The 12280-nt window shown below is 69.8% G+C and carries 13 protein-coding genes and 2 pseudogenes; 6 read left to right on the top strand and 9 right to left on the bottom strand.

Annotation, left to right across the window (positions count from 1 at the left end; translation table 11 throughout):
- A pseudogene (locus AC1DOC_RS06180) lies at positions 1–92 on the top strand (glutathione S-transferase); the annotation flags it as partial.
- A gap of 30 nt (positions 93–122) precedes the next feature.
- Here the strand turns inward: AC1DOC_RS06180 and AC1DOC_RS06175 are convergent.
- The 4 genes from AC1DOC_RS06175 to AC1DOC_RS06160 are packed head-to-tail and all read right to left on the bottom strand — an operon-like array spanning position 123 to position 4288.
- Entirely contained in the window at positions 123–944 is an 822-nt protein-coding gene (locus AC1DOC_RS06175; RefSeq protein WP_015867585.1) for an SDR family NAD(P)-dependent oxidoreductase, read from the bottom strand.
- On the bottom strand, positions 941–1726 hold the full coding sequence (locus AC1DOC_RS06170) for a citryl-CoA lyase (protein ID WP_015867584.1): 786 nt from the start codon (positions 1724–1726) through the stop codon (positions 941–943). Before AC1DOC_RS06170 ends, AC1DOC_RS06175 begins: the two co-directional genes overlap by 4 nt.
- Before the next feature lie 17 nt (positions 1727–1743).
- Positions 1744–3258 carry a class I adenylate-forming enzyme family protein gene (locus AC1DOC_RS06165; RefSeq protein WP_478129541.1) on the bottom strand — a complete coding sequence of 505 codons (1515 nt, stop codon included), beginning with the start codon at positions 3256–3258 and terminating at the stop codon, positions 1744–1746.
- 37 nt (positions 3259–3295) lie between these two features.
- The gene (locus AC1DOC_RS06160) at positions 3296–4288 is read right to left on the bottom strand and encodes a tripartite tricarboxylate transporter substrate binding protein (protein WP_478129540.1); all 993 of its coding nucleotides are present in this window, start codon (positions 4286–4288) and stop codon (positions 3296–3298) included.
- Between the two features lie 100 nt (positions 4289–4388).
- Here AC1DOC_RS06160 and AC1DOC_RS06155 point away from each other — a divergent pair, with 100 nt between their 5' ends.
- Complete coding sequence (locus AC1DOC_RS06155; RefSeq protein WP_015867581.1) at positions 4389–5228, top strand: IclR family transcriptional regulator domain-containing protein; 840 nt, start codon at positions 4389–4391, stop codon at positions 5226–5228.
- A gap of 9 nt (positions 5229–5237) precedes the next feature.
- Here the strand turns inward: AC1DOC_RS06155 and rsmI are convergent, their stop codons facing one another.
- Positions 5238–6194 (bottom strand): 16S rRNA (cytidine(1402)-2'-O)-methyltransferase, encoded by a 957-nt coding sequence (gene rsmI / locus AC1DOC_RS06150; RefSeq protein ID WP_015867580.1) that lies wholly within the window; start codon positions 6192–6194, stop codon positions 5238–5240.
- Between the two features lie 45 nt (positions 6195–6239).
- Here rsmI and AC1DOC_RS06145 point away from each other — a divergent pair, with 45 nt between their 5' ends.
- The 3 genes from AC1DOC_RS06145 (at position 6240) to AC1DOC_RS06135 (ending at position 8116) form a co-directional block, all read left to right on the top strand.
- Entirely contained in the window at positions 6240–6611 is a 372-nt protein-coding gene (locus AC1DOC_RS06145) for a YraN family protein (RefSeq protein ID WP_015867579.1), read from the top strand.
- An 87-nt stretch (positions 6612–6698) separates the two neighbouring features.
- Positions 6699–7343, top strand: coding sequence for an SIS domain-containing protein (locus AC1DOC_RS06140; RefSeq protein ID WP_015867578.1), 645 nt, complete (start codon positions 6699–6701; stop codon positions 7341–7343).
- Complete coding sequence (locus tag AC1DOC_RS06135) at positions 7340–8116, top strand: BON domain-containing protein (protein ID WP_015867577.1); 777 nt, start codon at positions 7340–7342, stop codon at positions 8114–8116. Before AC1DOC_RS06140 ends, AC1DOC_RS06135 begins: the two co-directional genes overlap by 4 nt.
- Before the next feature lie 45 nt (positions 8117–8161).
- Here AC1DOC_RS06135 and AC1DOC_RS06130 read toward each other — a convergent pair whose 3' ends face one another.
- The 3 genes and pseudogenes from AC1DOC_RS06130 to AC1DOC_RS06120 form a co-directional block, all read right to left on the bottom strand.
- The gene (locus AC1DOC_RS06130) at positions 8162–9070 is read right to left on the bottom strand and encodes an NAD(P)-dependent oxidoreductase (protein ID WP_015867576.1); all 909 of its coding nucleotides are present in this window, start codon (positions 9068–9070) and stop codon (positions 8162–8164) included.
- Between the two features lie 43 nt (positions 9071–9113).
- Positions 9114–10250 (bottom strand): PilT/PilU family type 4a pilus ATPase, encoded by a 1137-nt coding sequence (locus AC1DOC_RS06125; protein WP_015867575.1) that lies wholly within the window; start codon positions 10248–10250, stop codon positions 9114–9116.
- Positions 10251–10278: 28 nt separating this feature from the next.
- A pseudogene (locus AC1DOC_RS06120) lies at positions 10279–11021 on the bottom strand (type IV pilus twitching motility protein PilT).
- 51 nt (positions 11022–11072) lie between these two features.
- On the opposite strand from AC1DOC_RS06120, the gene AC1DOC_RS06115 reads away from it, so the two are divergent.
- The gene (locus AC1DOC_RS06115) at positions 11073–11771 is read left to right on the top strand and encodes a YggS family pyridoxal phosphate-dependent enzyme (RefSeq protein WP_015867573.1); all 699 of its coding nucleotides are present in this window, start codon (positions 11073–11075) and stop codon (positions 11769–11771) included.
- Positions 11772–11777: 6 nt separating this feature from the next.
- Here AC1DOC_RS06115 and AC1DOC_RS06110 read toward each other — a convergent pair whose 3' ends face one another.
- Positions 11778–12251 (bottom strand): Lrp/AsnC ligand binding domain-containing protein, encoded by a 474-nt coding sequence (locus tag AC1DOC_RS06110; protein WP_015867572.1) that lies wholly within the window; start codon positions 12249–12251, stop codon positions 11778–11780.
- Positions 12252–12280 lie beyond the last annotated feature (29 nt).

Raw genomic sequence — 12280 nt, 5'->3', positions numbered from 1 at the left:
GCCAGCGCGTGCACGACTACCTGCAAAGCCCGCGCCGCATCGCGTTCAACGAGGACGGGATCTTCAGGCGGTATGCGGAGCTGGATGGCTGAGGCCTGCGCATCGGCAGGCATGCCATGGGGCTACACGAACTTGCCGGTGATGCCGCCATCCACCAGCAGCTCGGTGCCGGTCACATAGGCGGCCGCATCCGACGCCAGGAACGCGCAGGCATGGGCCACGTCCCAGGCCGTGCCCATGCGGCCCACGGGCACCTGCCGCGCGCGGGCTGCCTTGGCCTCTTCCAGGCTGGTGTCCGAGAACATCTTCGCCACCGTGGTGGCGATGCGCGGCGTGTCGATCAGCCCTGGCACGACGGTGTTGGCACGCACGCCCTGGGCTGCATATTGCTGCGCCACCATGCGCGTGAACTGCGTGACCGCGGCCTTGGTCACGCCGTAGGCCAGGTGCGGATAGCCCAGGTAGCGCATGCCCGCGATCGACGAGATGGCGACGATGGCGCCGCGCCCGCGCTCGACCATGCCGGGCAGCACCTGCCGGGTGGCCAGGAGCAGGCTGCGCACGTTCACTGCGTGGATGCGGTCGAAGTCCTCGGCGCTGGTTTCCATGGGCCCGCCGGTCTTGCCGATGCCCACGTTGTGGTGCAGCACGTCGACCGTGCCGAAGCGCTCGCGTGCTTCGCCAAAGAGCCGAACCACGTCGGCTTCGTCCGCCGCATCGCCGACGAAGGTCTCGGCCGTGCCGCCTTCGGCTCGGATCAGCGCGGTGGTTTCCTCGGCGGAGGCGGCGTCGCGGTCCGCCACGCACACGTGCGCGCCGAGCCGGGCGTAGGTGACGCTCGACGCCCGACCGATGCTCCAGCCCGGTCCCGCCGAGCCCGCGCCCAGCACGAAGACGACCCGACCCGACAGGTCCAGTGGCAGCGCAGGAGGAGTGAAGCTCATGCGTCATCCTTCCCGCTCGCGCCGACGAACGGAATCGCGTGCTCGACGGTGTCCCAGATGAAGCGGCCCGACGGACTCTGCTGCTCCTCCACGATGTGCGCCACCAGCCCGGCGGCGCGCGAGATCACGGCAAAGCCGCGCATCACGCCGGTGGGCACGCCGATCTCGCCCAGCAGCGCGGCCACCGCGCCGGTCGCGTTGATGGTGATGGGGCGTCCGGCCACGGCGTCCACCGCGGCGGACAGGCGCTCCAGCGCCCGCACCTTGTGGCCGGCCAGCTCGGGCTCGGCGCGCGCCATGTCGAGCAGCTTGTAGGCGCGCGGGTCCACCGGCTTGTGCAGGTGGTGGCCGAAGCCGGGCACCGGGCTCTTGAGGCCTTTGTAGTGGCGCGCGATGGCCATCGCCTCGGCATCCGGGTCGGCGGCGGCGCCGATGCGGTCGAGCAGGCCGGCGCAGTTCTCCATGGTCCCGACGAACGAGCTGCCCACGGCCAGCAGCCCGGCCGAGACGGCACCCTGCAGGTTCTCGGGCGCGCTCATGTAGATCAGGCGCGTGGCGATGGCGCTGGGCGTGAGGCCGTGCTCCATCAGCACCACCAGCACCGCATCGGTGATGCGCAGGTCCACGCCGCGCGGCGTGCGGTTGAGGATCTGCATCAGCATCACCTCGGTGAAGGTCTTCTTGCCGAGCAGGTCTTCGACCAGGTCGGCGTCGCGGTAGTGCAGGCTCGTGAGCGTGTGGGTGCACAGGCGGGTGACGGGAGTGGCGGAGGAGGAAGTCATCGCGTGGTTTCTTTCGTTCAGGATGTGGCGGCGGCCGCCATGGCGAGTTCGCGCACGGCGCTCTTGAGCACCTTGCCCACGGGCGAGCGCGGCAGGGCCTCGTGGAAATGGATGTGCTTGGGCGTCTGCACCGGGCCCAGGCGTTCGCGCACGAAGGCAATCAGCTCGGCTTCGGTGGCGTGGCGGCCGGGGCGCAGCTGCACGGCGGCCTGCACCGCCTCGCCCCACTTGTCGTCGGGAATGCCGAACACGGCGCATTCGTGCACGGCGGGGTGCTGGCCCAGCGCGTTCTCCACGTCCACCGGGTACACGTTGAAGCCGCCCGTGATGACCATGTCCTTCAGCCGGTCCTTTAGGTAGAGGTAGCCGCGCTCGTCGACGAGGCCGCGGTCGCCGGTGTGCAGCCAGCCGTCCACCAGCGTCTCGGCGGTCTTGTCGGGCAGGCGCCAGTAGCCGGCCATCAGCAGGTCGCCGCGCGCCACCACTTCGCCGACCTCGCCCGCGGGCAGCAGCCGGCCGTCCGGCGCCATGATGGCCACATCGCTGAACCACGCGGTGCGGCCCACGGCGGCCCAGTTGCGTTCGTCCTCGAAGTCTTCGGGGTGCATCACCGTGAGGATCTGGGGCGCCTCGGTCTGGCCGTAGGTGGTGCCCAGCACCGGGCCGAAGAATTCCCGCACCTCGCGGATCTTTTCCGAAGGCATCGGCGCGCCGCCGTAGATCAGCCGGCGCAGGTGCGGAAAGTCGGCGCGCGACACGCCCGGCAGCGCCATCAGCATGTACACCAGCGTGGGCGGCATGAAGCATGTCGTGCCGCCGCGTTCGCGGAAGGCCGTGCGCACGGCCTCGGCGCCGGCCGCGGGCAGCACCACGTGGCAGCCGCCCTGCGCCAGGATGGGCAGCACGTAGGTCGAGGTACCGTGCGTGATTGGCGCCGCCACCACATAGCGCTCGTGCTCGTCGAAGCCCCAGGCGTGGATCTGGTTGGCGATGTTGGCGAGCCATGCGCGGTAGGGCTGCATCACGCCCTTGGGCGCGCCGGTGGTGCCGCCGGTGAATTTGATCGCCTGCGTGGCGTCCAGCGGCAGCGCGAAGGAAGGGCGCGGCGCGCCTGCATGCCGGGTCACCAGCGCCGCGATGGTGGCTTCGTGCTGCGGCGCCGTGCCGGTGTGGATGCGCGCGCCGGGCGCACCGTCGAGCAGCGCGGCGCAGGCCGCGTCGAGCACGAGGATCGAAGGTTCGGTGGCATCGACGATGCGGCGGATCTCGGGCCGCGTGCTCTGCGGATTCAGCGGCACCCAAACCTTGCCGCAGGCCAGCACCGCGAGCAGCGYGGCAATGTGCTCCGCGCTGTTCTTCGCGCAGATGGCGACGCGGCTTTGCGGCGCGGGGTCGAGCGCGACCAGCGCGGCCGCCAGCGCCGCCACCTGGGCAGCAAGTTCCTGGTAGCGGATGGCGCCCTCGGGGGCGTCGATGGCAATGTTGTCGGGCCAGCGCACCGCGGCGCGCCAGAAGAAGTCGATCGGAAACATGGGTGGGTGTGCTCCTTGCAGGCTCTGGTGGTCGCTGTCAGTCGGCCTTGGCGCCGGATGCCTTCACGACGTCGCGCCAGCGCTTGATCTCGGCCGCGGCAAAGCTGCGCATCTGCTCGGGCGTGCCGGGTTCGGGGGTGGCGGCCAGCTCCTGCAGGCGCTGGCGCACATCGGGCGCGGCCAGCACCTTGCCGAGCGCAGTATTCAGGCGGTCGATCACGGCGCGCGGTGTGCCCGCGGGGGCCGCCAAGCCGAACCACGACTGCACGTCGAAGCCCGGATAGCCCGACTCGGCCAGCGTGGGCACGTCGGGCAGCAGCGGCGAACGCCGGGCGCTGGTGATGGCAATGGCGCGCAGGCGCCCGCCCTGCACGTGCGGCAGGGCCGACGGCGTGTTGTCGAACATCGACTGCACCTGGCCGYCCAGCAGGTCGGTGATGGCGGGCGCGCTGCCGCGGTAGGGCACGTGCAGCATGTTGAGCCCGGCCTGCATCTTGAACATCTCGCCCGACAGGTGGATGGACGAGCCGCTGCCGGACGACGCGAAGGTGATGCCCTCTTTCGACTCCTTGGCAAAGCGCACGTATTCGGCCACGTTCTTCACGGGCAACGACGGGTTCACCACGAGGATGTTGGGAATCTTGGCGATCAGGCCGACGGGCTCGAAGTCCTTGACCGGGTCGTAGCCGAGCTTGCCGTAGAGTGAGGCATTGATGGTGTTCGCGATGGTGTAGACGTAGAGCGTGTAGCCGTCGGCGGGCGCGCGGGCCACGTACTCGGCGCCCACGTTGCTGTTGGCGCCCGTTCGGTTGTCCACCAGCAGGGGCTGGCCGAGCTGCTCGCCCAGCTTGATGGCGACGAGGCGCGCGATCACGTCGGTGGCGCCGCCGGCGGCATAGCCGACCACGAGCTTCACGGGCTTGGACGGCCAGGGGGTGGCGGGCTGCGCCTGCAGGGGCAGCGCGGCGCTGCAGGCGAGGGCGGCGGCGAATGCCAGCCAATGCCGGCGGGGTGCGGAATACGAGCTCACTTCTTGTCTCCAGTTGGGTATGCAATGCCTGTCGCGGGCTGCGTCCTGCCGTGCTGCGGCACACTGCGCGATGGCTCCGTCGACCGAGAAATTCTTTCGCATGCCTTCGCGAACCGTGAATAAGAACGTCCGCCAGGCGGACGTTTCGGCCCGCGCCGCGGCCGCGCGCATCTCCAGCGCAGAGCCCGGCGACGACCCCGGCAGCCGCACGCTGCGGCGCGGCCTGCAGTTGCTGGACGCGGTGCTGGCCAGCGGCCGCGAAGGCCTGCGCGTGGTCGACCTGTGCCGCGCAGCGGGGCTGGAGCGCGCCACGGTGCACCGCCTGCTGGCCACGCTGGTGGAGAGCGGCTATGCCGCGCAGCGCGGGCGCTTTCGCTATGTGGCGGGGCCGCGGCTCGCGGCCATGGCGCAACCGGCCGGCATGCCCAACATGGCGGTGCGCCTGCGTCCGGTGCTGGAGCGCGTGAGTGCGGCCTGCGGCGATGCGGCTTTCGCGATCGTGCGCGAAGGCCCGGCGTCGCATTGCATCGCGCGCCATGTGGGCACGCACCCGGTGCAGATCCTGGTGATCCAGGTGGGCACGCGCCAGCCGCTGGGTGTGGGCGCGGCGGGCCTGGCGCTGCTGTCGGCGCTGCCCGACGACGAGGTCCATGCCGCCGTCGCCGCCAATGCGCGTGTGCTGGGCCGCTACGGCGGCATGACGCCGGAGCGCATGGCGCTGCTGGTGCGCGCGACGCGCGAGCGCGGCTGGTCGGTCATCGGCAACCATGCCACCGACGGCGTGCTGGCCGTGGGCATGGCGGTGCGCAGCAGCGAAGGCGAGCCTGTGGCCGCGATCAGCGTGGCGTCGACCCTGGACCGCATGCCGCGCGAGCGCCAGCAGCTGATCGCGCGCTGGATGCGCGAGGCACTGGCCGCGCTGCTGCCGGGCGGGCTTTGAGGCTGGCGGCTACGCGCCGCTCTCGTCGTCTTCGTTGCCGTCGTCGTTGCGAATGCGCAGCGCCGCTTCATACAGCGCATTGCGCGGCGCCCCGCTGATCTCGGCCGCAAGCCGCACAGCAGTCTTCACGGGCAGCTCGGCCAGCAGCAGGCGCAGCACGCGTTCGCCTTCGGCGCCGTCGTCGGCGGCCGCGGCCATGGGGTGCAGCACCAGCGCGAATTCGCCGCGCGTGCGGTCGCGGCCGGCTGCGAACCAGCCCGGCAGCTCGGCGGCGGCGACGGTCGCGATCTCCTCGAACTGCTTGGTGAGCTCGCGGCCGACGGTGATGCGGCGCTCGCCCAGCGTCGCCAGCGCGCGGGCCACGGCTTCGATGCGGTGCGGCGCTTCCAGCAGTACCACGGCGCGCCGCTCCTGTGCGAGCGCCTGCACGGCCGCGTCGCGCTCGCCGGCCTTGGTCGGCAGGAAGCCCGCGAACACGAAGGCGCTGCTCTCGTCGCCGGCCGCCACCAGGCCGGCGGCGCCGACCAGCGTGGTGACGCTGCTCGCGCCCGGCAGCGGCAGCACGCGCTGGCCGGCACCGCGCACGGCTGCGACCAGCCGCGCGCCCGGGTCGCTCACGCCGGGCGTGCCGGCATCGCTCACGTAAGCGATGCGCTCGCCCTGCGCGAGCCGCGCGACCACGGCCTGCGCGGCCTCGGCCTCGTTGTGCTGGTGCACGGCCAGGAGCTGGGCATTCGGCCGGTCGATGCCGTAGGCGCGCAGCAGGCTCTGCGTGTGGCGCGTGTCCTCGCAGGCGACCGCATCGACCAGCTGCAGCACGTGCAGCGCGCGCAGCGTGATGTCGGCCAGGTTGCCGATGGGCGTGGCCACCACGTAGAGCGTGCCCTGCGGATAATGCTGTGCACCCGAGGCATCGCGCGCGGCCGAAAGGGCGGCGCCGAAGGAAGCGGGTGCTAGTGAAGCCAAGGGGTTTCTCCGTAGGAACAAAAAAGAAGCGGGCAGGGAGCCAGCATGAAGACCATCACGACCAAGCATCGCGGCGATGCGGCGGAAGACGCCGCGCTCGACCACCTCCAATGCGCCGGCCTGGCGCTGGTAGCGCGCAATTATCGAACGCCCGGGCGCGGCGGCGGTGAGATCGACCTGATCATGCGCGATCCGCGCGACGCCACGCTGGTGTTCGTGGAGGTGCGCCAGCGCAGCAGCGGCACCCACGGCGGCGCCGGCGGCAGCATCACGGGGCTCAAGCAGCGGCGCATCGTGTTTGCGGCGCGGCACTACCTGAACGGGCTGCGCACGCTGCCGCCCTGCCGCTTCGACGTGGTGCTGGTCGAGGAGCGCATCACCTGGCTGCAGGGCGCGTTCGACGCGGGCGGGAACTGAAAGCGCGCCGCGGGCTCCACCCACACATTCATCCTCCCATCCATCGCAAACGTCTTGTTTCAACGCCCCCCGGTATCATCGCGCCCCATGCTCGAGCAACGGATTCAGCAACACTTCATCGACAGCGCCGACCTCAAGTACCAGGCCGGCCCCATCCTCAGCAAACCCATTTCGCAGGCCATGCAGGCGATCCTGGCCTGCGTGACCAGCGGCGGCAAGGTGCTGGCCTGCGGCGCGGGCGTCTCGGGCCTGCTGGCGGCGCAGTTCGCGGCGCAGTTCGTCGGCCGCTTCGAGCGCGAGCGCCCCGAGCTCGGCGCCATCGCGCTGCCCGGCGATCCCACCGACCCGTCGGCCGACAGCGCCGCTGCCACCGACGTCGACCGTTTCGCCCGCCAGGTGCGCGCGCTCGGCCAGGCCGGCGACGTGCTGCTGGCGCTGAGCGCGAGCGGCCAGTCGGCGGCCGTGCTGGCCGCGGTGCTGGCTGCGCACGAGCGCGACATGACGGTGGTGGCGCTGCTGGGCAACGCCAGCGCGGGCCAGCCGGCCTCGCCCGGCGCGGGCAGCAGCGGAACCGGTGGCGCCATCGGCCGCGCGCTGCGCGAAACGGACGTCCAGATCGGCGTGTCGCACGAACGTGCGGCGCGTATCCACGAAATCCACCTGCTCGCGCTGCATTGCCTGTGCGACGGCGTGGATGCCCAGCTACTCGGAGAACAGGAAGCTTCCACATGACGACAACGACACCGTTCCAGCGCTTCGCCATTGCACTTGCCTCGGGAACCGTCCTGGTTGCCGGGCTTTCGGCCTGCGTGCCGCTCGTGGTCGGAGGGGCCGCGGCGGTGGGCGTGGGCATGGTGGCCACCGACCGCCGCAGCTCCGGCGCCCAGCTCGACGACCAGGGCATCGAGCTGCGCGCAGCGGCCCGCGTGCGCGAGATCGCCAACGACAACATGTACGTGAGCGTCACCAGCTTCAACCGCCAGGTGCTGCTGACCGGCGCCGTGGGCAGCGACGCCGACCGCCGCCGCGTCGAGGACCTGGTGCAGCGCGTGGACAACGTGCGCTCGGTGGTCAACGAGCTCACCGTCGGCCCGCCCAGCACCTTCCAGGACCGCTCGAACGACCTGTTCATCAGCGGCAAGGTCAAGGCCTCGCTGCTCGACGCCAAGGACATCTTCGCCAACTCGTTCAAGGTGGTGACCGAGCGCGGCGTGGTCTACCTGATGGGCATTGCGACGCGCCGCGAGACCGACCGCGCGACCGAAATCGCACGCGGCATCTCGGGCGTGCAGAAGGTGGTGCGCGTGGTCGAGGTGGTGAGCGAAGCCGAGCTGGCCAGCCAGGCGCAGCAGGCGCAGCGGGGCGGCACCGGATCGCCTGCACCGGCACCCGCGCCGTCGTCGGCGCCCGGGTCTTCTTCGTCGTCGTCGCGCGTGCCGCTGCCGCCGATGGAGCCGCTGCCGCCGGCCCAGCCCGGCGGCGCCACGGCCACGCCGGTGCGCTGACCCCGCAAAAAACAAAGCCCGCTTCGCGCGGGCTTTTTTTTGTTTTTACTTGAGCCGGATGATCAGGCTCGACGTGTCCCAGCGCCGCCCGCCGGCCTGCTGCACGTCGGCGTAGAACTGGTCGACCAGCGCCGTCACGGGCACGCGCGCGCCGTTGCGCTTGGCCTCGTCGAGCACCAGGCCCAGGTCCTTGCGCATCCAGTCGACCGCAAAGCCGTAGTCGAACTTGCCGTCGATCATGGTCTTGCCGCGGTTGTCCATCTGCCAGCTCTGGGCGGCGCCCTTGCCGATCACCTCGAGCACCAGCTTCATGTCCAAGCCCGCGCGCTGGCCGAAGGCAATGGCTTCGGACAGGCCCTGCACCAGGCCCGCGATGGCGATCTGGTTCACCATCTTGGCGAGCTGGCCGGCGCCGCTCGCGCCCAGCAGCGTGACGGCGCGCGCGAAGGCCTCCATCACCGGCTTGACGCGCTCGAAGCTCGCCTTGTCGCCGCCGCACATCACGGTGAGCGCGCCGTTCTGCGCGCCGGCCTGGCCGCCGGACACCGGCGCGTCGATGAACTGCAGGCCGGCTGCCGCCGCCGCGTTCGCGAGCTCGCGCGCCACGTCGGCCGAGGCGGTGGTGTGGTCGACCAGCACGCTGCCTTTCTTCATGCCGGCAAAGGCGCCGTTCGGGCCCAGCACCACGGCGCGCAGGTCGTCGTCGTTGCCCACGCAGCTGAAGACGATGTCGGCGCCTGCGGCCGCTTCGCGCGGGGTGGCGGCATGGCGGCCGGGCGCGCCGAATTCGGCGACCCAGGCCTCGGCCTTGGCCGGCGTGCGGTTGTAGACCGTGACCTTGTGGCCGGCCTTGGCCAGGTGCCCGGCCATCGGGCCGCCCATGACGCCAAGGCCCAGGAAGGCCACCGTCTGGGAGGGAGTGGATTCGTAGGTTCGGGGATTGATGCTGCTCATGGGCGAGAGCTTAAAGCCAACGCGAAGCCCCCGTCACCTGCGTCTACACGATCGCGAAGTGCTCGGTGCCGGCCGAGAGGTCGGTGCTGCGCGCGCGCTGGCTGTTGAGCTTGATCTGCAGCCGCAGGTCGTTGGCCGAATCGGCGTTGCGGATGGCGTCCTCGAAGGTGATCGAGTGGCTTTCGAACAGGTCGAACAGCGCCTGGTCGAAGGTCTGCATGCCGAGGTTGCGGCTTTTGCGCATGATCTCCTTGATCTCGCCCACCTCGCCCTTGAAGATCAGGTCGGAAATGAGCGGCGTGTTCAGCAGCACTTCCACCGCCGCCACGCGGCCCTGGCCGTCCTCGGTGGGCACCAGGCGCTGGGAGATCAGCGAGCGCAGGTTCAGCGACAGGTCCATCAACAGTTGCGCGCGACGCTCTTCGGGGAAGAAGTTGATGATCCGGTCCAGCGCCTGGTTGGCGCTGTTGGCGTGCAGCGTGGCCATGCACAGGTGGCCGGTCTCGGCAAAGGCCACGGCGTGCTCCATGGTCTCGCGGTCGCGGATTTCGCCCATCAGGATCACGTCGGGCGCCTGGCGCAGCGTGTTCTTGAGCGCGGCTTCCCAGCTGTCGGTGTCGATGCCCACTTCGCGCTGCGTGACCACGCAGTTCTTGTGCGGATGCACGAATTCGACCGGGTCCTCCACCGTCACGATGTGGCCGTAGGAATTTTCGTTGCGCCAGTCGATCATGGCGGCCAGCGTGGTCGACTTGCCCGAGCCCGTGGCGCCCACCAGGATGGTGAGGCCGCGCTTGGTCATCGACACGTCCTTCAGGATCTGCGGCATGCCCAGCCCGTCGATGGTCGGCAGCTTGGCCGGAATGGTCCGCAGCACCATGCCGACCTTGCCCTGCTGCACGAAGGCGTTCACGCGGAAGCGGCCGATGCCGGTCGGCGAGATCGCGAAGTTGCATTCCTTGGTGCGCTCGAACTCCGCCGTCTGGCGGTCGTTCATGACCGAGCGCGTGAGCGCCAGCGTGTGCTGCGCCCCCAGCGCCTGCTGCGACACCTTGGTGACCTTGCCGTCGACCTTGATCGCGGGCGGAAAGTCCGCGGTGATGAACAAGTCGCTGCCGTTGCGGCTCACCATGAGCTTGAGCAGGTCGTTGATGAACTGGCTGGCTTGATCGCGTTCCATGATGTGTCGGTGCTCCGAAGGGCTGGGATCAGCCAGGGAAATTTTCGGGGATCTTGGCCTTGCCGCGTGCTTCCGCCGCCGAAATGGCATTGCGGCGCACGAGGTCGGTCAGGTTCTGGTCCAGCGTCTGCATGCCCGCGCCCTGGCCGGTCTGGATGGCCGAATACATCTGCGCCACCTTGGCCTCGCGGATCAGGTTGCGGATGGCCGGCGTGCCCAGCATGATCTCGTGCGCCGCCACGCGGGCTGGTTGATCAGGCACTTCTTGGATTCGTGCACGAATTCGATCGGGTCTTCCACCGTGAGGATGTGGCCGTACTCGTTTTCGTTCAGGTAGTTGACCATCGCGGCCAGGGTGGTCGACTTGCCCGAGCCGGTGGGCCCGGTCACCAGCACCAGCCCGCGCGGCTTGAGCGCCAGTTCCGCGAAAATCTTGGGCGCGTTGAGCTGCTCCAGCGTGAGGATCTTCGAGGGAATGGTCCGGAACACCGCCGCCGCGCCGCGCGCCTGGTTGAAGGCATTCACCCGGAAGCGCGCGAGGCCGTCGATCTCGAACGAGAAGTCGACCTCCAGGAACTCTTCATAGTGCTTTCGGTGCGTGTCGCTCATGATGTCGTACACCATGGCGTGCACCGACTTGTGGTCGAGCGCATCGACGTTGATGCGCCGCACGTCGCCGTGGACGCGGATCATCGGCGGCAGGCCGGCCGACAAGTGCAGGTCGGAGGCTTTGTTCTTGACGCTGAATGCCAGCAGCTGGGTAATGTCCACGGGGGTCCTCGGCTCGAGTTCGGTGACGTTTTGATACGATTTTGGAAGATTATGACGATGATTGGCGACGACCTCCAGCAAGTAAAGAACCGGATCGCAAAGGCCTGCGCCGAACATGGGCGCAACCCGGCCGAAGTCCGGCTGCTGGCGGTGTCCAAGACCTTCGGGCCCGAGGCCGTGCGCGAGGCCCATGCGGCGGGCCAGCGGGCGTTCGGCGAGAACTACGTGCAGGAGGGGCTGGACAAGATCGCCGCGCTGTCGGACCTGCGCGCGGAGCTCGAATGGCACTGCATCGGCCCTCTGCAGAGCAACAAGACGCGGCCCGTGGCCGAGCATTTCGACTGGGTGCACGGCATCGACCGGCTCAAGATCGCCGAGCGCCTTTCGGCGCAGCGGCCGGCGCATCTGCCGCCGCTTCAGGTGTGCCTGCAGGTCAATGTGGACGGCGGCGCCAACAAGTCCGGCGTGCCGCCCGAAGAGGCGCTGCCGCTCGCGCGCGCTGTGGCGGCATTGCCACATCTGCGGCTGCGCGGGCTCATGGCCATTCCTGAACCGGCGCCGGATTTCGCCGCGCAGCGCGAGCTGTGCCTGCGCGCCCGCGCCGTGTACGACGCGATCCGCGACGCCGGCGTCGAACTCGACACCCTTTCGCTCGGCATGAGCGCCGACCTCGAAGCAGCCGTGAGCGCCGGCAGCACGATGGTGCGCATCGGCACGGCGATCTTCGGCGGCCGGCCCAAGGCCGCCTGACGGGCGCTAGACGGCCAGCGGCAGCCGCGCGCTGCTCTTGATTTCTTCCATCACCGCGTAGGTCCGCGTCTCCCGCACGCCCGGCAGTTGCCACAGCACCGTGCCCGCGAATTCGCGGTAGGCCGCCATGTCGGCCATGCGGGTCTTGAGCAGGTAGTCGAAGCCGCCCGCGACCATGTGGCATTCCATGATCTCGTCGCGCACCTGCACCGCGGCCTTGAACTGCTCGAACACGTTGGACGTGGTGCGGTCGAGCAGGATCTCGACGAACACCGTGAGCCCGCGCCCGAGCTTGTGCGGATCGAGCCGCGCCTCGTAGCCCTGGATGAAACCCTCGCGCGTGAGCCGCTGCACCCGCGCCAGCACGGCGGTGGGCGAGAGCGCCACCAACTCGGCCAGCTTGAGGTTGGTGATGCGGCCGTCCTCCTGAAGAATCTTCAGCAGCCGAAGGTCGATGCGATCCAGATCCAGGTCGAGCATTGGTGAATTATCCGGCCGAGCCCATATTT

The sequence above is a fragment of the Variovorax sp. 01T439_2 genome (assembly GCF_056398445.1).
This window is presented reverse-complemented; position numbering and strand designations above follow the sequence as displayed.